Below are 22,621 nucleotides of genomic sequence, written 5' to 3'. Positions count from 1 at the left end.
TGAATTTTCTCACCCTTACTATACCTCAAGCTGCCCCATATGTCCGATTAATCGAGTATAAGCGCAAGATGAGGAAAGGATCCTATAAAAAAGAGACTCTTCCCATCTGTAAGATGATTGGGAGAGCCTCAGCTATTTAATTCTTTAAAACAATCTCATAAACGGGTACAGCCACTATTGAATGGATCTCAGCAATTTGTTCACTTGAGGTTTCATTCCAGGCTGCCATAGTTGAATGGCTGCTTACTACTGTACCTTTTTTAATCGGGGATATATAGAGGTACATTCCCTTCTCATAGAGCCTTTCTTCAAATCGCTTAAGCCCAACATCCCAAGTAGTATTATTGCTAAAGTTATCATTGATCATATCCCCATCGATAAAAGCATAGCCTATATCTCCAATATAATCGGTTTTTAAAAGCACTTCTTTCACGCCAGCAAATGCACCTTTAGCAAAGCTAAGATTTGCTTTATCACTATTGATTTTCTCCAAGTTAACGGAAATTACTACTTTGGGTATTCTAAATGTATAGACTGTGAATAAACCTTTTTTCTCTTTACTGACAAGCTCTCCGCCTATAACCGCGTGTACATCTACAAAATCTGGAAATACACTAAGTGTTACAACTTCTTTATTAGTTGACTCCAGCTTGATTTCATTTCCAGCTACAAGCAAATTGGCCTCTGTTAGAAGGATTCGTTCTCTTCCCCAGACCTCAGCTTTCCAGAATTCCAAACTCATCTCATCAGTGAAAGTACAGATATTTATTATTCTACCTTCTATTGAAGTAAGTTTAATCAGACTTATATCGTTAGGTACATGAATGATTGTTATTTCGCCGCTAATTTCTACAGTTGCTTTATCCGTCCAATACTCGGATATCCCTTTGGATTCCAAGCCATACTCACCATTCATTCCATCCGGTATATAGAAAAAGTAGTAGCTCTCGCCCTCAAAATCTATTTTGGTGATTAGCTGTGTTGTGGCATATTTGAGTCTAATCCCTTCCAGGTCGAAATTATAGGGTAGCATACAAAAGCTATCTTTCCCAAGACTTAATTCTCCGTTATGTGGTATTGAAATAACCTCGTTTTCTAGCGTTAATTGAACATTGAAATTATCCATGACTTTGGTTTCTACATGATCCTGAAAATTATTGATAAATAGGAAGCCTGCTCCATTATGAGATCTAGCCGCATAACGCAAAGTGTCTACATCATAAGGATCCATTGTTGAAGTATCGTAAGGCAAGATTGTTTTGGTTAGACAAAACAGCTGCTCAAATTGCGTGAAAAAATAATGCTGCAATTTGATTCTTTTATAGGACTCTCTTATCTGCCCGAATTCACCAATAGCCGCATTAAAATCATAGGATATTTTAGGTGTAGCTAGATCATTCATGAACGTATTTTGCGTACCTTTAGGGTTGGATCCTCCATGAAACATATAATACCCCAATATATTACAGCCCTCGGCAGTCTTGATACCAGTCATGGCTGGAACGCTTTTGTAAGGAAACTCGAATCTATACTTATAGAATTGCAGCATTCCTCCTCCCATCTCGCAGCAAGCATAAGGGTAATCCTCTGGTGTATAAAAGGGTTCAAAATTATAGCTCTTAGGGATCGAATTGTTATGCTTGTCACGATAAATATACTCGGGCGTAGCTGGATGCTCCTTTATGTTTTTGAAACGTTCCTCTTCATAATAAATCCATGGCCAATAAGAATACCCACCCCATAAAGGCAGCATTTCATCAGTAGGCGTGCTCGCACCACCCCAGCCTGTACAAGTATAAATCGGGGTATCTATACCTGCTTCAATCGCCATCTCTTTAAGCTTGAGCATATGAGCATTGCCGTCGCTCCCGCCATTTAACCAAAGGTTGTTTATTCCCGTTGTCATTGCCCATTGCGCGGAGGAATGATTGTGTTCGTTTTCGATTTGCGTACCGATAATGGGGCCGCCTTCTTTGTACAACAGACCTGTAACCTGAAGGCTGATTTCACGATAGAGAATTCTCGCATAGCCTAGATAGCCTTCATCATTCGATCTAACCTCAAAAGGTCTGCCAAATAGCCAATCAGGTAGACCGCCATTTCTAATCTCTCCGTGATCAAAGGGTCCAATTCTGATAATGACATAAAGATTATGTTTACCGCAAAGCTCGACAAAAAGCCGCAGGTTTTTATTGCCCTCCCATTCAAACACACCTTGCTGCTCCTCATGAAGATTCCAAAAAATATAGGTAGAGATAATATTAATTCCACACATTTTCATCTTAATGATTTCATCTTCCCAATAACTTACATCATATCTGGAGTAGTGAAATTCCCCGCAAATCCCAAAAAACGGTTCCCCATTCTTCTCCATATAATAATTAGTAAAGCTCAATTTTTCACCTTGGGGATTAGTGCCAGTCTGTTTGATATGACCCGAGAAAATAGCTTTTTTATCATCCTTTATGATTAAATTATAGTTTTTCATTGAGGCAGCTCCCTTAAGATTGGTATCGTTAGAAAGACCCCAAAGACCATTTCTGACCTTTCGGGGCCGCTCTGTTATTACTATTTGGCTTTATTGGCTAGAAAAGCAGCTGCCTGAGTTTCATATTCCGCTTTAACCTTGTCAATTCCAGCAGATTTTAATTTGTCAGCCAGAGTTTTAAATGCACTGTCTACATCTTTAATCTGCCCCACATAGATCGGGTTTCCGTATTGAGTGGCTACTGTCTTCATATTGGCAATTTCTGATTTAACCTGATCTATATTAAAGTTGAAGCCTAAATATGTCCCAGGCTTTAGGAAATCTTTAACACCGTTATAATGGGCTACATAATCATCTGTCCATGACGCATCTACTTTAAAATAATTCTTATCGACGAACCAGAAGCCTGCTGCATCTGGAGGATAAGTATTCGTTTCAGCTGTAACGCCATCTGGCAGCTTAAGCTTATTGTCCGCAGTAACTGCATAGTTTTTACCTTCAATGCCGTAATAGATCAGATCTACATAGGATTCATCCTCAATGATTAAATCTAAAGCTTGCATAGCGCGTTCCGGATTCTTCGAATGGGCAGCAATAGCTACCCCGTTATTAGTCCAGTTGTTAGCTCCACCAAATCCTTCTGGTGATAGATTAGATACTATATAAGTATCTATTCCTTTTGCTTTGCAAGCCGTCATTGTCGAGGCAATATCAATCGTATTACCGAAGGCGACACCTGATTTTCCTTCACAGATATTTTCCTTGGAGCGTGTCTTGTTAGCGTACGGATTCTTATTAACATAACCGGCAGCGTACCATTCTTTCATTTTGCTGGCTGCATATTTCATAGAGCTTAGATAAGGATCTTCCGTTACCATATTGTAGACTTTTCCACTTGGATCCGACCACGGGGAGGCGACACCAAGTCCCGTTTCTAGTGACCAAGTGAAAGGCATTTTCTCATTGGCGAGCCAGCCGAATGGAGCACCAATCTCATAGGTAGAATCCAAGTTAAGTGGAATCATATCTGGATAACTCTTTTTAATCTCTGCAAAATAAGGCTCGAGCTGTGACATTTCAGTAATGTTAGTTAAGCCTGCCTTTGCCATAACATCCTTGCGAAGAATCATGACATCTAGCTTGCGATCTGGTGTTAAAGTTGGAATCATATATTGCTTACCCTCAACCTGGGCTGACTTATAAGCGGCTGGATCCTGCTTCGCATTATAATGCGGCATAAACTGCTTTAATAAGTCAGGAGTAACCTCATAGAAAGCTCCTTTTAATGCCTGTTGTCCGTACATATTCCAATCTGCTGCATAAACAATATCTACATTATCTCCAGCTGCCAAGATAAGTGGATACTTGGATGCTACATCGCCCCAGCCAATGTAATTTATTTCCAGTGTAGCATTTATATCTTTCTTAAGCTTTACATTTAGTGCAGCAACCACTTCTGGCATTCCTTTTGGCGCATCCCCAAGTACATACGAAACTAGCTTAACCTCTTGGGAATTATCCGGTTTGCTGGCATCAGGTGCGGTTGTGCTAGTTGCTGCTGTCTCTGCAGCGTCAGGTCCAGGAGTAGAAACTGCTGGAGTATCCGTACTAGCATTAGGAGCGCTTGTGGTGTCCGTACTGTTGCTTTTGCTGCATGCTGACAGAATCATGATCAAGATTAACAAGCTTGTAAAAACGGGAAACAACTTCTTTTTGGATACTTTCATTGTGATCTAACCTCCCTATTAATTGGACAACCTATCATAAATCCCGTGGAATTCAGCTTCACTTCCTAACGGATAACTAGATTATAAAACTTCTACAATCTACATTTAACTCCAATAACCTTCGATTTTCTTCGATTTTCTACGTTTTACTAAATTAGAAAAACATAGCAAAAAACCTCCCTTTCAGGAGGCTTAGAAAAATCCGACTATTGCTTATTTATTAGTTATAAATGCGGCAGCTTGCTTTTCGACTTCATCTTTCACCTTGTCAATCCCAGCAATTTTCAGCATTTTATCCAAATTATCAAACGCCTGATCGACGTTATCAACGGCACCAAAATAAATCGATTGCGCATACTGAGTAGAAACGCTTTTGATGTTAGCGACCTCGGACTTGATGTTCTCTGAATTGAAATTAAAATCCTGATAAAGGACAGGTTCAAGGTAACTATCCATCTTATCATGCAAAGAAATATAGGAATCCGTCCACGAAGTCATCGGTTTAAATAAATCTTTATTAACAAACCAGAACCCTGAAGCATCAGGCGGATAAGTATTATTCTGGCTGGTTACTCCCTTGGGCAAACCTAATTTGTTGTCAGCGGTAACGATATAATTCTTGCCCTCAATCCCAAAATAGGTTAAATAAACGTAAGCTGGATCCTCCATGATCAGATCCAATGCCTCTAATGTACGCTGTGGATTCTTCGAATTAGCGGCAATCGCGACCCCGTTATTCAACGAGCTTGGTTGTGCTGCTTTCCCAGATGGATATAACATTGGCAAAGCAAAAACATCGATTCCTAATTCCTTACACGCAATCATCGTAGCGCTAATGTCTGTGGAATTGCCAAAGGCAATCCCTGATTTACCCTCACAAAAATTATCTTTAGAACGCACTTTATTAGCGTAAGGATTTTTGCTGATATAGCCTTTGTCATACCAGCCTTTCATAATAGTTGCAGCATACTTCTGAGCACTAAGCATCGGTTCTTCGAGCATACTTACAATTTCCCCATTTGGATCCTCATGATCTGCAAGTACACCTTGAGCCATCGGGTCGCCGGAATCAAACGGAGCACCTGGCCAAGCAACCTTCTCATTTAACAAATGTCCATAAGGAGTAACCAGATCATACTGGGAATCCAAATTTAGCGGGATCATATTGGGAAAGCTTTTCTTGGCTTCAGCTAAATAAGGTTCAATTTCGGAGAAGTGCTTGATCTCTTTAAGACCCGCTTTTTCCATAATATCTTTACGAAAGAGCGCAACATTCACTTTACGATCAGGAGTGGATGTTGGGATCATATAGCTCTTTCCGTTGATATAAGTCGCTTTGAGCGCAGTTTCAGACAGCTTCTTCATATGCCGCGGCATATACGTATTCAGCATTTCGGGATTAAGCGGCATATAAGCGCCTTTAGTGGACTCAGAAATGTAATAATTCCAGTCAGCGGCAAATATGAAATCGATATCCTCTCCTGATGCAAGCACTAGTGAATATTTAGATGAAACATCGCTCCAATTAATATAGTTCAATTCCAATGTAGCATTGATATCTTTTTTCAGCTTTACATTCAAGGCATCAAGTACATCAGGCATCCCTTTAGGCTCATCACCTAGAAGATAACCAACAAGTTTGACTTCTTTAGAGTGGTCTCCAGTAAATAAACTAGCAGCAGGTGACTTATCACGTTCTAAATCCGCTATAGGCTCGTTGCTTTTGAAACAGGACACCAATAAAAAAGCCAGTACAACGACCAGCATAACAATTAGAAGTCCCTTCCATAAACGCCTTTTCACATTGAAACCCTCCATTATGCTGAACAAGCCTAAGTCTAGCAATTTATAACAACTACCCCTTTACTGCACCAATAGTAACCCCTTTAACAAAATATTTTTGCACAAATGGGAAAACTATGGCGATCGGAAGCGTCGTGATTACCGTAAGTGCGAGCTTAAAGGTCTCCTTGGGCTGGATCAAAGTACTATGTGAAGAAAAAGCAGCGGATAGATTGATAGAGGATAGCATTTTGTATAGCAGATATTGCAGAGTTACATAAGCGGCTTTATCCGTAAACATCATCGATGTCCACCAATCATTCCAGTAGGCTAGCCCTGTAAAAAGCCCAATCGATGCAAGAGCTGGCTTGGAGAGCGGTAGAATAAGCTGCATGAAGATTCGGAAATCTCCTGCCCCATCAATCTTCGCTGATTCAACAAGCGCTTCTGGAATTGAGCTGCGAATGAAGCTGCGAAGAATAAGGACATACATCACATTGAACATGGGAACAAGCACTAACACCAAAAAGGTGTTCTTCAGATGAAGCGAGCTAGTGATCCACATGTAAAAAGGTGCAAGACCTCCATTAAATAACGTGGTAAAGAAGAGAAAAAAAGCCAATGTATTGCGAAATTTCACCTCTCTACGATACAACACATAAGCAGCCATTGTCGAGATGAACAACGAAACAAGCGTGCCAATCACAGTTACTAGAATCGATAAACGAAAGGCATTCAGTACCTCAGCTGGATATCGAAATATAAATTTATAAGCATACAACGAGAATTCTCGCGGCCAGAACCAATACCCGCTTTTCAGCACAGCAGACTCCGATGAAAGCGAGCCAGCTACTAGTACGATAAAGGGCAGCAAGCAGAATAAAGCAATCAACGCAACGATAGTATATGAAATAATTTGAAATAGTGGGGCTTCTCTCTTGCTAGTATCCATAGTACTCACTCGCCTTCTTCCTAGCTTATTAGAATAATGCATGTTCCTTGTCATAACGTCTAACGAGATAATTGGCAAAAAGGATAATAATTAGCGTTAGTGCGGATTGATAGAAGCCCACAGATGATGCCATTCCAAAATCCAGTGAACCCACGAGTGAGCGAAAAACAAGAGTGTCAATAATATCCGTAGCATCCATTAAGGTACCGTTGTTGCCAATTAATTGATAGAACATGTCAAACTCGCCCCGCATGATTCTACCTAATCCCAAGAGAATGAGGATAATCATCGTCGGCTTTAATAAAGGCAAGGTGATTTTCGTAATCTTCTGCATTTTTGAAGCTCCATCAATCGTAGCAGCCTCATATATTTCCTGATCAATTCCAACAATTGCGGCTAAATACAGCACACTTCCAAAGCCAACCCATTTCCATACATACAGTAAGGGGAGCAAGAGATACCAGTAAGAGGTCGTCGAATAAATATCAATCGCTTCCATATTCAGTGATTGTAGAATCCGGTTCACAATTCCATATTCATAATTCAGAAAATTATAAACAAAGGCAGAAACGGTTACCCATGAGATAAAATAAGGCAAAAACATCAAGGTTTGAACGGTTTTCTTAAACCATTTGGTATACACCTCGGAGATCAATACAGCAGCTAAAATCGAGAAAAAGGTATAAGCTCCTAGAAAGACAATATTGTAAATAATCGTATTCCTTGTCACGAGCAAAGCCTTACCGGAATTGAAGAAATAGTGGAAATTATCAAAGCCATTCCATGGACTGAGAAAAATACCATCCCGATAATTAAAATCCTTGAAAGCCATGACAACTCCAGCCATTGGTATATACGCAAAAAAAATAAAATAAATTGCTATAGGTGCAAACATTGCATATAGCACCCATCTGACACGAAGCTCACGAAGAATACCCAAGCTCAATCACCACCCCGTTTATATGTAGCTTTATTATAGTTGGGAATGGATAGGTGACGTACTAGGAAAACCTTCGATTATCTTTGAATTTCCAAGCTGATTTCTCTTCTGGTTTCTTGTGCTGGAATACGAATAACCACACATGTCCCTTTATTTAGTACACTCTCAAATTTCAAGCCATAGGCTGCTCCAAACGCAAGCTTCAATCTTTCCTCGATGTTGCGGACGCCATAGCCGCCTCCTTTGGCTTTCGAGCTATTTCCTTTGTAAATATCCGCTATGCGTGTCTGATCCATACCTATACCATCATCCTCCACAGCGATTAAGATATCACTGTTCTCCATCCGAGCTGAAATCCGAATAGTTCCTTGCTCAGGCTCTTTTTCCATAATGCCATGGATAATCGCATTCTCCACCAAAGGCTGCAGTAGAATTTTTGGCAGGATGAATGCATATAGATCACGAGATACTTCGAGCTGTAACAGAATGGAATGGCCAAATCTCATATTCTGAATCCGCACATAGGCTTCTACGTGTTTAAGCTCACTTTCCAGGGTTACATACTCATCACCATTTGACAAACTAAGCTTATAAAAAGTCGCAAGCTCCATGACGACTTTTGAGATATCAGATGTTCCCGATTCAATAGCCATGACGTTAATCAGGTCTAATGTGTTATACAAAAAATGAGGATTGATTTGAGCTTGCAGCGCTTTTAGCTCTTGATTCTTGACTTCACGCCCTAGCAGATAAGTCTCATCCATTAAATTAGAAATATTGTTGACCATGCCATTAAAGTTGCGAGTTAATTCTCCAATTTCATCTTCATTCGCAGGCAGAGGGGCAACCTGAAAGTTCCCATGTTTCACCTTTCGAACATAAGAAATTAAGCGTAAGATCCGCTTTGAAGCTGATGCTGCAATAACGAAGGATAGAGGAAATGCGAAAGGAATAATCCATAAATAGATAAAAATAATTCTATTTCGAGCTTTAATACTGCTATCTAGAATGTCCGAATACGGTACGATTAAAGCAACCTTCATATCACTATGAGGGATGCTGCGTACACCTAAAAGATATCGTTTGTTATGAATAGAATAAGCTTCGTTCCAATAAACTTCTTTACCAGAAAGCTGATAAATTTGATAAATATCCTGAATAGGATTGGCTTCCAAAGGGAAATGAATCGAGGAGCTTAACAAATCCCCGTGTTCATTGAAGAGTAATGCCGTAGAATGCGGTGTGAAAATCGCATGATTGAGAACGGACTGCATAGCGTCTTTCTTAATTCGTCCGCTAACAATCCCATCGAATTGTTGAATGTTATGTGAATTGGGAACCTTCCTCATGACCGTTATTTCTTGGTCACTTGCGCTTTTATCTATGAAGGATGAGGAAAACCATCCAAAGGCAACATTCGAGTCTTTAAATGGCTGAAACCATGGACTGGCTTCAAGCTTCGACAAATTCATAAAGTCAATATTTTCTGTCGCTCCTGCTAAACCGCGTTTCATATAAAGCTGAATTTTCTCAATATCTTCATTATAACGGAACTGATTAATTAACCGGGTGAGCTGCAAAGCATTCATATGCCACGAATTAATATCCTCATAGGATTTCGAATCCGCCGCCACACTAGACTGTACCAAGCTATCAAATGCTATGTAGTTTAGTATTTCAATAATGGCTTGAGATTTATATTGCAGATAGGATTTGGTTTCCTCAAGCATTTTCTGGGCAGCAAAAAAAGCAGCATCTGTGTTTTCTTTTTGAGTGGTGTGGATATGAATCGATAACAAAATAAGGAATGGAATGGTAATGACCACAACATAAGAGGCAAACAGCTTGTAGCGGATGCTTAAATTAGAGAAAAATTTCAAGTTTCGTTTCATTAGGTCAACCGCTCCCGATACTCGGATGGAGTCGAGCCTTCATAACGCTTAAAAAAAGTAGTGAAATAATTAGCATCCTCAAAACCAAGCTGATCTGCTACCTCATATAACTTCAAGTCCATATTCCGCAGCAATTCCTTAGCATTATTTAATCTCAACTCTGTAATGTACTCTTTAATTGTTATCCCCTGCTGCTTCTTGAAATAAGAGCTAAGATATGTTTCACTAAGCTTGCAGTGATCGGCAATTACACGGATAGTAAATGACCTTTCATTGCAATGCAAGCGGATATATTTAATAATCTCACGCATTTTTCCCATCCCAATAGAATCTTTTTCAGTCATACTCCGGACATACAAATCAAGAAATTCTAACACATACCTTTTCAAAGCTTCGAGGCTGGGAATCCGCTCCATTTCCTTCCAGATATAGCCTCGTTCCATGTCCTCTGTTTGTTCGGCATAACCTAGCAGAATGGCTGTTTCCACTATTGTAAATAGAAACTGAAAATACGTATCCTTAAGACGGATAATATTCAAATCCAGCTGCTTATGGGCATACAGAGTCCAGTCTTGGATCATAGCCCTCGTTCCCGCAATATCTTTATCCTTCAATTTTTCACGCAAGATGCGAATTTTTGTCCAATCGGTTTCAATGGGTTGGTTATTCCCCACAGCATCGAAAAACATCGGTTTAGCCGCATTTCCATAGAATTGCAAGCTGCTAGCGAGCAACGCACTTTTATAAGCATTCGGAATATCCGTAATGGAATGTGCCGGTTTTCCAATACCCAATCTGAGATTAATTAAATCGCCAACTAACGTCTTTAATTCGGATGTGACTTCCTCTATAAATTCGCGGCCTTCCCGGTACGTACTTCCATATGAACCCGGTATGATCAGAACCATTAAATGATGAGCATTGAAACCACACAATATCTTCTGAGATATAAAAAATGTGTTTTGATTAAATGCATCCAACAGCAGCTCCTGTACGAGAGCTGGTTCTTGAGGCAAATCACTCGGATTCCAGAATAACATAGCTGCTGCTACCGTATAAGGTCCTTCACTTGGAAGGAGAAAGGTATCCTGACTGCGCAGTGCTGGGGCAACATGCTTAGAGGAAGGGTCCGTTATGAGCTTGCGGACCATCTCTCGGCGCAGAACCGGCAAGCTGCGATCATAATCCTCCAGCATCTTCGTTTCCTCTGTTTGTTTGACTAGTTCAATGCTCCGCAGTTGAATTGCCGATTCAACCGCGGATCGAACCTCATCTAGATTGACTGGTTTTTCAAGATATGTTTGAGCCTTGAGGTGGATCGCTGACATTAAATATTCTTTATCTGAGAAGCCACTTAGAAAAATAATTTTACAATCCACATCATGCTCCCGATATTTGCGAGCAAAATCAATTCCGTTCATCTTCGGCATTAACACATCACACAGTATTATATCGGGCTTCCATTGCATCGCTATTTCAAGCGCAAGCAAGCCGTTTCGGGCTGTTTGGACTTCAACAATTCCTATACTCTGCCAATGGATATGATTTCTCAGCAGCTCTCTCGTCCTGGTTTCATCATCTACAATTAGCAGTTTTATCGCCTTCAACCCCCCAATTAGAGAAATAGCTCCTTTCAATTTTACACCACCTGATCTAAATAAACAGGCTAAAATCCTACTATTTCCTTAGAAAACCTAAGGTGCGATTCTTTTCTCCGAATATCAGAAAGTATATAATTCTATACTTTCCGCAGATATTCCTTGGCAAACGAATCCGTCCAAAAGATCGGCTTAGCCGTTTACCCTCGAATCATAGCAAATCAAAGAAAATCGTAAGTTTATAAGCTTAATTAAGTCCATGAAAGCGTTTTATAATGTGTGAGTAAGCTCATTATAGACTTTTTTATGATAACTAGGAAAGGAGATATTTGTAGAGGGCATACAGTCCAGAATTGAAGTTATCCCAAATTGAAAGGATGTTAACCATGAGAAATCAAGTTAAACTCTTCACCCTGCTCCAATGCTTTCTGCTGCTCTTTACTGCCGCTTTTTCCCTAGGTGCCACAGCCAGTGCTTCAAGCCAAACGCTTACCAATGATGTGTTCTGGAAGGACACTTCAAACAATCCGATCTATTCGCAAGGCGGCCACGTGCTTAAGGTTGGCAGCACTTACTACTGGTATGGTGTCAAGTATGGCGGCGCTGTAACGTATTACAATAATCCAACAGCTAAGAACAGCGATACCAGCTTTAGTGCGGTCACCTGCTATTCATCCACGGATTTGGTTCATTGGACGTTCCAGAACAACGTAATCACTGGAGCCACGAACGGCTCTACTTGGGATGCCGATTGGGTAGGCAGACTTGGAGTCGTATACAACAGCACTACACAAAAATATGTATTACTCACACAATATGCGGGACCAGCTGGCAGTGGCGTAGCATTCGCTACTAGCAGCACACCAACAGGAACCTTTACTTTTGATCATGTTCAAGCAAACATTACAAATGTAGTTACTGCTGGAACGGGAGATCAAACTATTTTTATTGATACCGATGGTAAACCTTACTTAGTATTTAGTAATGCACAAGGACGCAGCCACCTCTATGTGGCACCTCTTCGTACCTCCGATTATCTTAATATTGAACCGGCAACCAATGTTTTTAATAGCTCATTAGGAGGCCGTGAAGGCAATGCCATGTTTAAATACAACGGAGTCTATTATTTAGCTTCCTCGGATTTGCATGGTTGGAATGCTTCTCATGCGTACTATATTACAGCCACCAACATACTTGGTCCCTATTCAAGCGAAGCGGTTATGAATAATACGGATGCCGACTTCTCGCATGTAACGCAAACAGGGCTTTTCGTCAGTGTTCAAGGAACCTCGGGCACAACCATATTATTCGGAGGTGACCGTTGGAGCGACTTCGCAGGCAATGGAATTGGCTACAATCAATGGATGCCAATCTCATTTAGCGGGACAACTCCTACTTTAAATTCCTTAAGTCAATTTAATCTAGACGCTGCTGCGGGTACTTGGACCGTAGGCAGCGGCAACAACTATGCGCGAAATCCGAGTTATGAGGCTGATCGGGTATCGCAGATTGTTTTGGCAGGATGGACTAATTGGAAGAACGTAACAACCGATCCTAACAGCAATATTGCCGGAGGACATACCGGTAGATGGGCATTACAGCAGAAAAGCTCAGCAGCTTACAGCGCCAGCTCCTATCAGACTCTCACCAATCTGCCGAATGGAACCTATACTTTGAAAGCTTGGGTTCAAAGCAGCGGTGGACAGACTACGGCTCAAATTTATGTTAAGAACTACGGTGGAACGGAGAAAGACTATGCCATCAACACAGCTATCGGCAGCTGGACACAGATTACAATTTCCAATATCAGTGTGACGAATGGCTCTGCGCAAATTGGGGTTTACTCTGTGGCTAACGCGAACAACTGGGTTAAGGTGGATGATTGGACTTTTATCAAGAATTAGTCTCTAGTTAAACTCCTATTGAATCCTGCTTAAGCGATTTTTGCTGGGCAGGATTTTTTTGCATACCGCACTAAGCAAATTGTTTACGGTATTGCAGAGGTGAGATTCCGTTTTTCTCTTTAAATCGTTTGGAGAAATAAGGCGTGTATTGAAATCCAACCGCCTCGGCTATATGTGCAATAGATCTATCTGTTTTAATCAGAAGCAGCTTAGCCTGCTCCAGTCGATAATTAATTAAATATTCAATAGGCGTGCAGCCATTAATACTTTTCATGCATCTCGCCAAATAGTTTGGATGGAAATGCAGGACTTCAGCCAAGCTATCATTCGTAATCTCATTCCGATAATTCCCCTTAATATAAGCTTCAATTTTATCAGCTACAATTACTGCAGGTGAACTGTAATCCGCTTTCTGCCCTTTATCCATTGTTTTCAGTAATTGCACAAACAAGATCTGCTGCTGCCAAAACGAAGCAGATCGGCTCAGGTAGGAAAGCTCCATTAACTGCTCTAATAAGGTATAAATTTGTTCAGGAATCGTCATTGTTTCGTATTTTCGTATTGAAATAGCGTAAGTTTCTCCAGTTAAACTACGATCATTTGGCTGCGCTGGAGATTTGTTTAAAAGAGAAGCAGCGTTAGTCAGAATTTCTTGCCACTCCCCTGTTACTTGAAAATGAATCCAATAGAATACGGTTTCTTCTTCAATCGGTTTAACAGAATAATGATATTTATCCGGAAGTAAAATTAAAGATTGACCTGCAGATACTTCAAAGCGTTGATCTTCCTCGCCAATAAAAAGGCAGCCTTTTATAACAAAAATAAAATCAAACACACCTAAATTCTTGCGATCTGGATGCTTATCACCAGGTTGATAGGTAACCTTTCCTATATCCATATAATAAGGCATCGGTGGCGATATTATGGTTAATAAGCTGTTTAAATCCATTATCAGTTACCTCCGTAGAGTGTTAAATAGTATCAATTCAAGTTCAAATCCATGCTATTTTTCCTTCATGATAAGCTATAAAATAATATTTAGAAAGCAAAATTTAGTAGAACAGAAGAAAGGCAGTTGATCCCATCCATGTTTACACAATCGAAAGCTGTCCCCCTCAAGCAGGTAAGCATCAACAATCATTTTTGGTCTCATTATACAAAATTAGTTAGAGAAGTCGTTATCCCCTATCAATGGGAAGCGCTGAATGATCGGATTTCCGATGCCGAGCCTAGTTATGCGATTCAGAATTTTAGAATTGCTGCTGGTTTAGCGCAAGGTGAATTCGGAGGCATGGTTTTTCAAGACAGCGATATTGCAAAATGGCTGGAAGCCGTTGGATATTCTTTAGCTTTAACTCCCGATCCGCATTTAGAGCAGCTGGCCGATGAAGTAATTGACATTATTGCTCTGGCACAGCAGCCAGATGGTTATTTAAATACTTATTTCACCTTGAAGGAACCAGGCAAACGCTGGACTAATTTGTTCGACTGCCATGAATTATATTGTGCGGGACATATGATCGAAGCTGCTGTAGCCTACTATCAAGCAACTGGTAAAAGAAAGCTTTTGGATGTTATGTGTCGTTATGCAGATTTAATAGATTCCGTTTTTGGATTGGAAGCTGGAAAAATAAAAGCTTACGATGGTCATCAGGAAATAGAGCTTGCGTTAATTAAGCTTTATCATGTAACTGGAGCGGCGAAATATCTTAATCTTAGCAAATACTTTATTGATGAAAGAGGAGTTGCTCCATCCTATCTACTTCAGGAGTTTGAGAAAAGAGGAAGAATTACACATTGGCAGCCCGGTATAGTCGTTTCAACGCCCAATTTGATTTACACGCAAAGTCACCTTCCAGTTAGAGAACAAAAGGATGCAGTAGGACACGCTGTAAGAGCTGTTTATATGTATTCGGCAATGGCAGATTTAGCAATCCTAACAGAGGATCAAGAGTTAAAAGAATCCTGCTTAAGGTTATGGAAGAGCATGGTGCATAAACAGATGTATATTACTGGCGGTATTGGAACTACTCATCATGGAGAAGCCTTTACCTTTGATTATGATCTGCCTAACGATACTATTTATGCAGAAACCTGTGCGTCAATCGGCCTAATATTCTTCGCACAACGTATGCTGCAGCTCGAAGTAAAAAGCGAATATGCTGATGTAATGGAACGAGCACTCTACAATAATGTCATCGGAAGCATGTCACTGGACGGCAAACATTATTTTTACGTCAATCCATTGGAGGTTTGGCCTCAAGCGAGTGAAAGCAATCCTTCGCGCCACCATGTAAAAGCTGTACGCCAGAAATGGTTTGGATGCTCTTGCTGTCCGCCAAATGTTGCTCGGCTAATTGCATCCTTGGCTGAATATATCTATTCTTCTAATGAAGATACTATCTACACCCATCTATATATCGGTGGAGAAGCAACAATTGAGCTTAAGAATAATCAGATTCAGCTTCAGCAGGAGTCAAATTATCCATGGGATGGCAGCATAAAGTTCATAGTTTCACCTCAAAACAGCCAGAATTTCACCCTAGCTTTTCGGATTCCAGGCTGGTCTGACCGTATAAAGCTTCATGTGAATGGCGAGCTTATAGAAAACCTAAAGATAGTAAATGGCTATGTACTTATTAATCGCATTTGGAATGATGGAGATACCGTTTTACTGGACCTGCCAATGACGGTTCAGCTTATTCAAGCTAACCCAAGCGTGCGTTCGAACGCTGGTAAAGCAGCGATTCAAAGAGGACCGCTTGTATACTGTCTGGAGGAAATCGATAATGGTCAGCAGCTTGCATCGATTTCACTTGCAACGAACTCCAAATTAACGGCAGCATTTGACGCTAATTTACTTGGCGGTATTGTTGTTATTGAAGCTGATGCTTCCGTTGAAGCTGCCGAGGATTGGAGCGAGGAGCTTTATCGGCCTTTGAAGAAGAATGTCGCACCACTACGAATCAAAGCTATCCCCTACTATCTTTGGGGCAATAGAGCTGAACCTGGAGAAATGTCTGTGTGGATTCGGACTGTATAAAGTCACATCGAATTGAAGCAAAATAACCTCTATGGTCATTTACTGATCATAAAGGTTATTTTTATATTTAAATGTTATCATTCCATGCAGAAAAAACAGATGGAAAATTATCCTTGTTAATATAATGCCACCGTGTAACAATAATATTAAAATTGTTCAGGAGCACTGGCCTTTATGTTAATAGTTTTCATCGTTTTGTGGTTGATTGCGGCTGTTTTTTTAATATTGGATACAAAGTCTATCGTTATGCGTTGGTTAAGTGTGTTTGTCTTCACTGGTGGTTGTGGTGCTTTGGGAGCTGTGCTCGATAACGATCTAATTCCGTATATCACAGGACTGGATACGGGTCATTTCATGTTACCATTGCTCACTCAATTAAAAATTATCTGTTCATTAACCTGCTATTACGGACTACCTTATAGCTATATGATGCTAGCGCTTTATTATCATTCGACACTCGTCAGTTATCGGATTCGTAAGCAATTAGCTTATTTTCTCCTGATACCAATCGCTGCATGCTTGTTATTTACCCCTGCCTATACACTGTTATATCCCATCACCTATTCGATCGTTGTCTGGTGGGTGATTCCCTATTTAGTGGCGGGATCGATCATCATTGCCCTTCGCCAAGAAGTGCTCCCTATTCAGAAGCAGCGTCATCTTATTACGTGTATGGTACTTTTTCCTCCTGTGCTTGCTGTTGCGATTTTTAGTTATGTCTTCCCAGCTATTGGTTTTTTACAAATGTGGCGATATAATATCTGGGTATTATTGTTCGTGGTTCCATACTTCGTCTATTCGATAATAAAGAATGGCTTCATGGGTATTCAATTGTTTGTTGAAGCACGTAAATTAGATTCTACATTAAAGGCAATTACCTCGGGAACGGCACTCATGAATCACAGCATAAAAAATGATGTCGGGAAAATGCGCTTATTCGGTGCTAAAATACGAAGACAATCCCTCGAAGCTGGACACACCGAGCTATTAGCTGATCTTCAGGTGATGTTATCTTCGACTGAACATATTTACGATTTAATTAATAATGTACATAAGCATACAAAAGATGAGTCACCCGTGTTTAGCGAGGTTGCACTTGCGCCACTGATTCAAGAGGTTCAAGATACGATTTCACCTTACTTGGAAGCTTATACTGTCCAAGTCTCAGTGCCTACTGATGCTGTAATCCGTGCGGATGAATCGCAAATCAAGGAAATGTTAGCCAATTTATTGATCAATGCCACTGAAGCGATGCCACACGGCGGATTTTTGACACTATTGCTGACTTATATTAAGAAAGGTTTCATTCTTGAAATCAAGGATACGGGAAAAGGGATTAGCAAAAATGATTTACGCAAAGTGCTGGAACCCTTTTATACAACCAAGGGCAGCAGTGGCTATAACTTTGGTTTAGGTTTGACCTATAGCTATAATGTAATGAAAAATCATGGAGGATCCCTGCAAATAAGCAGTGAATTAGACAAAGGTACAAGCATTTATTTGGTTTTCCCTAAAAAAGCATAGGAGGTTGGTCATGCAATCTATTCGCATTTTTTTAGTTGAAGATGATCTGGATTGGTTGCGAGGCTTAAGTGATTTCTTGCAGCAGCAAGCTGACTTTACATTAGTAGCCGCCGCAGCCTCATCTGCAGAAGCTAGGAGTATTATGCAACAAAAAGATTTCCAAGCTGATATTGCCTTGTTTGATATAATGCTGGATGGTCTTCCGGAAGGTATATTATTGGCTGAAGAAGTCCTTCAGCTAGTTAACCTGAAAGTGATTATGTTGACCTCGATGGAGGAAAAGGATTTCATTTTCCGTTCCTTTCAAGCTGGAGTACTTGATTATCAGATTAAAGCAGATTTTGTGAGCTTGCCTGATATTATTCGTACCGCATTTCATAAGAAAATACCCATTAATGCAGCAGTTGCTGAACAAATGCGCTTAGAATTTCAACGGTTAAAACAACTGGAGACCGCATGGCAGCATAAAGAAGTCCGCGATCTAATTACCCCATCTGAACTGCAAGTGCTGCAGCTCATCGAGATGGGCTTAACCCAGACAGAAATCGCGAATCGCTTTGTGATATCCCTTCGCACTGTTAAAATTCACGTCGGTCATATTCTCAAAAAACTTAATATGACCAACAGCAAGCTTGCCGCTCAGAAGGTAAAAGAAGCTGGTGGATTTAGTCCGGAGAATACAAAGAAAGGTACTATAGAAAGTTAGTACTTTTTGCAATATTGGTAAACTCATACAATAGAAGTATAGCGATGGTGCTAGCAGCCATCCATTGTATGAAGGGAGCCAATGAACATGTTTAATACGCATAATTCAACAGATTTTGTAATGTTCTCAACCTCTCATTTTTTAGCTTTAATCCTGTTAGTCTTACTTGTTTTCTCACTGTACTTCTTTAAAGCTGCCATTCGCTCGAATGATTTATTAAAGAAATGGATTAAATATTTGATTATAGGCGCACTTGTAATACCAGAATTATGTTTATATATCTGGAATACGGATCAGAGCTTGTGGGATGTTACAACATCCCTGCCCCTCGAGTTATGTAGTTTTACTCAGCTCATTTCCATCATTATGCTAGTAAAGCCCATTCGAATCTTGTATCCCTTTGTTTTTTTTGCTGGGATTGGCGGTGCTATGCAAGCCATGATAACACCTAATTTGCAGTATGCCTTTCCTCATTTCATTTTTTTCTACTTTTTCATTACACATATTTCCATTATTCTGGCCCCATTCTACTTAACTTGGATAGAGCATTATAGACCGACTTGGAAATCGATAGGAGTCACAATGGTTTTATTGAATATTTGTGTCCTTTTTGTAGGCATTATTAATTTAATCTTAAACTCTAACTATATGTTTCTCATGCATAAACCATATTCAGCTTCTATACTGGACATATTAGGTGAATATCCTTATTATCTGATTTCCGAGGAATTCCTCGCTTTGTTTATTTTCGTATTCATGTATTCTTTCTTCTTGTTTAAGTCTCAGAAGGTTTAAGAACTATCTACGCGGCTCATCGAGTGAAAATCACTTTCTGAGCCGATGGGATACAATCTACGGTATGACTATTAGTCGTAATACAATTCGCGAGTTGCCTTAGTCCATTTTGTATTCTAAAATATCTCCAGGCTGACATTCTAAAGCCTTGCAAATCGCCTCTAAAGTGGCAAATCGAATCGCTTTTGCCTTTCCATTTTTCAATATGGAAATATTAGCCATCGTTATGCCAACTCTTTCTGTAAGTTCTGTTACACTCATTTTCCTTTTAGCCAGCATTACATCAATATTGATTATAATGGACATGTTAGTCACCTCAGACTGTTAAGTCATTTTCTAATTTTATCTCTATGGCATTTTTTAAAAGCTTTTGAAGAACAGCAGCAAAGACGGCAATTACAAATGAAGCACAAGGAATGACCATACCGATTATTATTAAGCCTGGAGCGTCGTCTGCATCCGCAATAATATATAAGAGTGGCAAGACTGCCAATTGCAAAATACTGATTGTGAATGCACAGTATTTAATATTCTTTAAAGCTCTTACAGATAAATCCGAGAAAGCTTTGTTCTTGTCGATATTGCTTAAAAGTCTAAAAGACTGATACAATGCAACGAAAAACGGTACCACTGATACATACAAACCGATTAAGGCAGGATATAGCCAAAAAGTTGAATATTCTTCTTCTACTTCTTTTGCTATCCATGGCAACCAAAATATACACAAAGCAATAATCGGAATTCCAATAAAGCATACAGTTACCTTTAATAATAGCGTTGATCCTCGTTCCATTAATTGCACTACACTACACCTCACTTAGTTATTTACATTTTGAATTTACCATATTATTTATTGTTCTGCAATATATTTTAACTGTTATGTAATGTATTTTAATTGTTTTTACACACACTCATCAATGGATTCAATTATGCCCCTATCCATGAAAAAGACGTCCCTTTAGCTGAACTAATGTTTTGAGCATTAGCGCTAGAGACGTCTTCATAAATAATCAGCATGGTTATTGTATCAAACTTTAAGGTCTTTCAAACTGGTAGACACATGCTTATTCATTTCCGTAAAAATATCATTATGCGAAGAAACATAAGCCATCCCTGGTGCTTCCGGATCCAGATAGCGTTTGGCACTATTGATCGCCAGGATCGCATCATTAAACGCCCCAGCTATCAATCTTACCTTGCTCTTATAAGTCGTACAATCTCCTGCAGCATAAATACCAGGCACATCTGTCTCTGTCTGATCGTTTACAGCTAGTACCCCATCGTCGATAACGAAGCCCAAATCATGGAGTGTTCCATAATTGCTGCGGAACCCATGACTTACAATCACAGCATCAATATCCAACACAACGCTATCCTGACGCTCAACATGAGCAATTGTGGCACTGTGAATGGTATCATTGTCTCCATGCAATCTAACAATTTCATAAGGTGTACGGATATCTGCAATTTCTTTCAAAGTTTCGACATTTCGTTCCATGGCACGGAAGTCCCTCTTCCGGTGGACGACTGTTATCTTCCTGGCTACCTCTGCCAGTTCAATTGCCCAATCGACTGCAGAATCCCCCCCGCCTGAAATTAAAATATGTTTACCACGAAAGCTGTTTAAATCCTGTACAGTATAATAAAGATTAGTCAATTCGTAACGGTTCGCACCTTCTATTTCCAATTTTTGCAGTTCTACTATCCCCCGACCTGTCGCTAAAATAATCGTTCGGGTATAATGCGATTCACCTGTATTGGTTTTGAGTACGAAAGAACCGTCAGTTTGATTTTGCAGCTCAATTACATTTTGATTAAACACTAAAGTCGGCTCAAAGGTGCGCGCCTGCTGCGCAAGCCATCCAATCAGCTTATCGCAGCGAATTGGCGGTATTCCTCCTACATCCCAAATGGTCTTCTCCGAGTAAGTATGCAAAAATCCTCCTAATTCTCCTGTACCCTCGATCAGCTTGATCTTCATATTCCGCATCCCACCGTAAAAGGCTGCATACATGCCCGCTGGGCCGCCACCGATTATCGTGACATCGAATAATTCATTTTCCTGCATTTCGAGAATTCACCCTTCCTAAAGTTCCTCTTAGCGCCTATTTCATCCTTTTTTATTATTTTTAAAAGCCTCAAGAACCGCATCAATCGCAAAGCTGTTAGCAAGCGGGGACATGCCAAGATTAAACCATTCTTTTCCGCCCATCATGTAAATGTGCTTCTCTTTTACTGCCGTTAGGTTTTTCCATAAGGAACTATTCATCATTTCTTCAAATCTATTCTTTACCTCATCAGATTCATCATCAAGCTGTACGATCAGATGATCCGGGTTATACTCAGGTATGACCTCTAACGAAATAGATAATGTATTCTCTGTCTCAGCAATTTTGGGAACTGGTTGAAGCCCTAACTGAACATGAATTAGGTTTCCACGATCACTCTTAATACCGTGAATGATAACTTCCTTCGCCATGACTCTCATATACATAACCGTCTCGTCTCCAACAAGATCATCCAACGTTTTCTTGGATTCTGTTACTTTGGTCTGCAAATCCGTAATGACCTTCTCGGCTTGGTCTTTCTTGCCAAAAACTTCCCCTATATCGCGCAATTCATCGCGCCAATCATCATGCTGTGGTAAGAGGACCGTAGGAGCAATTGCTGAGAGCTGATCGTAATCCTTTTTCGACCACCATTCAGGAGCAATAATTAAATCTGGAGTCGCAGCCAAAATAGCTTCAAAATTAGGTGTTTTGGCAATTCCCATCTTTATTGTATTCTTAAAAGGCTCTGCAAGATACGAAGGGAAGTCCGTATGATAATTTTGTTCCGCGATTGGCACTATACCAAGCGCATATATAAACTCTGGATATACAACAGAAAGGCCGATCACCCGCTTAGGGTCGGTTGGAATGCTAATGTCTCCCATTACAGTTTTGACAACTCTTTGTTTTACAGTCTTGTCCGAATCCGTATCTTTAGAGCCTTTTGACGCAGTTCCGCAAGCAGTGATCGCCATACATAAAAGGGCAATAATTATTCCTTTAATCCAATTGTGTTTCATTCTCTAGTACTCCCCCTGAAAAACAGATCATTAATGACAAGACCCAATTAGTATTGATAATCATTATCATTATTGTCTTCAGTAGTATAAATGAATTCGTCTTTGCAAAACATTGACGATAGCGCCTTTATTCTATGTACGATTCCGCCATAGCTTCATCGCCTCATCCAAAATGATATCATGTGTGAAAGCCGTGTACT

Annotated in this window: 17 protein-coding genes; 5 read left to right on the top strand and 12 right to left on the bottom strand. The window is 40.1% G+C overall.

Going from position 1 to position 22,621, the window contains the following annotated elements:
• Positions 1 to 136: 136 nt before the first annotated feature.
• The 7 genes from EHS13_RS14145 to EHS13_RS14115 form a co-directional block, all read right to left on the bottom strand.
• Positions 137 to 2,488, bottom strand: a complete 2,352-nt coding sequence (locus EHS13_RS14145) for a beta-galactosidase (RefSeq protein WP_155700957.1) — start codon at positions 2,486 to 2,488, stop codon at positions 137 to 139.
• Positions 2,489 to 2,568: 80 nt separating this feature from the next.
• On the bottom strand, positions 2,569 to 4,215 hold the full coding sequence (locus EHS13_RS14140) for a DUF3502 domain-containing protein (RefSeq protein ID WP_155700956.1): 1,647 nt from the start codon (positions 4,213 to 4,215) through the stop codon (positions 2,569 to 2,571).
• A 213-nt stretch (positions 4,216 to 4,428) separates the two neighbouring features.
• Positions 4,429 to 6,018, bottom strand: a complete 1,590-nt coding sequence (locus EHS13_RS14135) for a DUF3502 domain-containing protein (RefSeq protein ID WP_227013937.1) — start codon at positions 6,016 to 6,018, stop codon at positions 4,429 to 4,431.
• Between the two features lie 52 nt (positions 6,019 to 6,070).
• Positions 6,071 to 6,949 carry a carbohydrate ABC transporter permease gene (locus tag EHS13_RS14130; RefSeq protein ID WP_155705360.1) on the bottom strand — a complete coding sequence of 293 codons (879 nt, stop codon included), beginning with the start codon at positions 6,947 to 6,949 and terminating at the stop codon, positions 6,071 to 6,073.
• Positions 6,950 to 6,977: 28 nt separating this feature from the next.
• Positions 6,978 to 7,844 (bottom strand): ABC transporter permease, encoded by an 867-nt coding sequence (locus EHS13_RS14125; protein WP_155705359.1) that lies wholly within the window; start codon positions 7,842 to 7,844, stop codon positions 6,978 to 6,980.
• Between the two features lie 122 nt (positions 7,845 to 7,966).
• Positions 7,967 to 9,781, bottom strand: a complete 1,815-nt coding sequence (locus EHS13_RS14120; protein ID WP_155700954.1) for a sensor histidine kinase — start codon at positions 9,779 to 9,781, stop codon at positions 7,967 to 7,969.
• The gene (locus tag EHS13_RS14115) at positions 9,781 to 11,418 is read right to left on the bottom strand and encodes a response regulator (RefSeq protein WP_227013935.1); all 1,638 of its coding nucleotides are present in this window, start codon (positions 11,416 to 11,418) and stop codon (positions 9,781 to 9,783) included. The genes EHS13_RS14120 and EHS13_RS14115 overlap by 1 nt, the downstream gene beginning before the upstream one ends.
• 347 nt (positions 11,419 to 11,765) lie before the next feature.
• On the opposite strand from EHS13_RS14115, the gene EHS13_RS14110 reads away from it, so the two are divergent.
• Positions 11,766 to 13,283: a family 43 glycosylhydrolase gene (locus EHS13_RS14110; protein WP_155700953.1), complete on the top strand. Its 1,518-nt coding sequence runs from the start codon at positions 11,766 to 11,768 to the stop codon at positions 13,281 to 13,283.
• A 70-nt stretch (positions 13,284 to 13,353) separates the two neighbouring features.
• Here EHS13_RS14110 and EHS13_RS14105 read toward each other — a convergent pair whose 3' ends face one another.
• Positions 13,354 to 14,232 carry an AraC family transcriptional regulator gene (locus tag EHS13_RS14105; protein WP_155700952.1) on the bottom strand — a complete coding sequence of 293 codons (879 nt, stop codon included), beginning with the start codon at positions 14,230 to 14,232 and terminating at the stop codon, positions 13,354 to 13,356.
• Positions 14,233 to 14,370: 138 nt separating this feature from the next.
• Here EHS13_RS14105 and EHS13_RS14100 point away from each other — a divergent pair, with 138 nt between their 5' ends.
• From EHS13_RS14100 to EHS13_RS14085, 4 genes are all read left to right on the top strand, one after another.
• Positions 14,371 to 16,326: a glycoside hydrolase family 127 protein gene (locus EHS13_RS14100; RefSeq protein WP_155700951.1), complete on the top strand. Its 1,956-nt coding sequence runs from the start codon at positions 14,371 to 14,373 to the stop codon at positions 16,324 to 16,326.
• A 174-nt stretch (positions 16,327 to 16,500) separates the two neighbouring features.
• Positions 16,501 to 17,850, top strand: a complete 1,350-nt coding sequence (locus EHS13_RS14095; protein WP_155700950.1) for a sensor histidine kinase — start codon at positions 16,501 to 16,503, stop codon at positions 17,848 to 17,850.
• A 10-nt stretch (positions 17,851 to 17,860) separates the two neighbouring features.
• The gene (locus EHS13_RS14090; protein WP_155700949.1) at positions 17,861 to 18,556 is read left to right on the top strand and encodes a response regulator transcription factor; all 696 of its coding nucleotides are present in this window, start codon (positions 17,861 to 17,863) and stop codon (positions 18,554 to 18,556) included.
• An 81-nt stretch (positions 18,557 to 18,637) separates the two neighbouring features.
• Positions 18,638 to 19,351 (top strand): YwaF family protein, encoded by a 714-nt coding sequence (locus tag EHS13_RS14085; protein ID WP_155700948.1) that lies wholly within the window; start codon positions 18,638 to 18,640, stop codon positions 19,349 to 19,351.
• Positions 19,352 to 19,450: 99 nt separating this feature from the next.
• Here the strand turns inward: EHS13_RS14085 and EHS13_RS14080 are convergent, their stop codons facing one another.
• The 4 genes from EHS13_RS14080 to EHS13_RS14065 form a co-directional block, all read right to left on the bottom strand.
• Positions 19,451 to 19,657, bottom strand: coding sequence for a helix-turn-helix domain-containing protein (locus EHS13_RS14080; RefSeq protein WP_155700947.1), 207 nt, complete (start codon positions 19,655 to 19,657; stop codon positions 19,451 to 19,453).
• Between the two features lie 10 nt (positions 19,658 to 19,667).
• Positions 19,668 to 20,144: a DUF2975 domain-containing protein gene (locus EHS13_RS14075; RefSeq protein WP_155705357.1), complete on the bottom strand. Its 477-nt coding sequence runs from the start codon at positions 20,142 to 20,144 to the stop codon at positions 19,668 to 19,670.
• A 234-nt stretch (positions 20,145 to 20,378) separates the two neighbouring features.
• On the bottom strand, positions 20,379 to 21,419 hold the full coding sequence (locus tag EHS13_RS14070) for an NAD(P)/FAD-dependent oxidoreductase (RefSeq protein ID WP_155700946.1): 1,041 nt from the start codon (positions 21,417 to 21,419) through the stop codon (positions 20,379 to 20,381).
• A 42-nt stretch (positions 21,420 to 21,461) separates the two neighbouring features.
• Positions 21,462 to 22,421, bottom strand: coding sequence for an ABC transporter substrate-binding protein (locus EHS13_RS14065; RefSeq protein WP_155700945.1), 960 nt, complete (start codon positions 22,419 to 22,421; stop codon positions 21,462 to 21,464).
• Between the last annotated feature and the right edge of the window lie 200 nt (positions 22,422 to 22,621).

The organism is Paenibacillus psychroresistens (assembly GCF_009728935.1).
GTDB classification, from domain to species: Bacteria; Bacillota; Bacilli; order Paenibacillales; family NBRC-103111; genus Paenibacillus_AC; species Paenibacillus_AC psychroresistens.
The sequence above is the reverse complement of the archived record's forward strand: the minus strand, read 5'-3'. Positions and strand labels throughout refer to the sequence as shown.

Excerpts from the sequence above, each read along its gene's own strand:
- EHS13_RS14070 (WP_155700946.1), bottom strand. The coding sequence starts at position 21,419 with ATGCAGGAAAATGAATTATTCGATGTCACGATAATCGGTGGCGGCCCA.
- EHS13_RS14075 (WP_155705357.1), bottom strand. The coding sequence starts at position 20,144 with ATGGAACGAGGATCAACGCTATTATTAAAGGTAACTGTATGCTTTATT.
- EHS13_RS14110 (WP_155700953.1), top strand. The coding sequence starts at position 11,766 with ATGAGAAATCAAGTTAAACTCTTCACCCTGCTCCAATGCTTTCTGCTG.
- EHS13_RS14145 (WP_155700957.1), bottom strand. The coding sequence starts at position 2,488 with ATGAAAAACTATAATTTAATCATAAAGGATGATAAAAAAGCTATTTTC.
- EHS13_RS14125 (WP_155705359.1), bottom strand. The coding sequence starts at position 7,844 with ATGTTTGCACCTATAGCAATTTATTTTATTTTTTTTGCGTATATACCA.
- EHS13_RS14085 (WP_155700948.1), top strand. The coding sequence starts at position 18,638 with ATGAACATGTTTAATACGCATAATTCAACAGATTTTGTAATGTTCTCA.
- EHS13_RS14130 (WP_155705360.1), bottom strand. The coding sequence starts at position 6,949 with ATGGATACTAGCAAGAGAGAAGCCCCACTATTTCAAATTATTTCATAT.
- EHS13_RS14120 (WP_155700954.1), bottom strand. The coding sequence starts at position 9,781 with ATGAAACGAAACTTGAAATTTTTCTCTAATTTAAGCATCCGCTACAAG.
- EHS13_RS14065 (WP_155700945.1), bottom strand. The coding sequence starts at position 22,421 with ATGAAACACAATTGGATTAAAGGAATAATTATTGCCCTTTTATGTATG.
- EHS13_RS14100 (WP_155700951.1), top strand. The coding sequence starts at position 14,371 with ATGTTTACACAATCGAAAGCTGTCCCCCTCAAGCAGGTAAGCATCAAC.
- EHS13_RS14090 (WP_155700949.1), top strand. The coding sequence starts at position 17,861 with ATGCAATCTATTCGCATTTTTTTAGTTGAAGATGATCTGGATTGGTTG.
- EHS13_RS14080 (WP_155700947.1), bottom strand. The coding sequence starts at position 19,657 with ATGTCCATTATAATCAATATTGATGTAATGCTGGCTAAAAGGAAAATG.
- EHS13_RS14140 (WP_155700956.1), bottom strand. The coding sequence starts at position 4,215 with ATGAAAGTATCCAAAAAGAAGTTGTTTCCCGTTTTTACAAGCTTGTTA.
- EHS13_RS14105 (WP_155700952.1), bottom strand. The coding sequence starts at position 14,232 with ATGGATTTAAACAGCTTATTAACCATAATATCGCCACCGATGCCTTAT.
- EHS13_RS14095 (WP_155700950.1), top strand. The coding sequence starts at position 16,501 with ATGTTAATAGTTTTCATCGTTTTGTGGTTGATTGCGGCTGTTTTTTTA.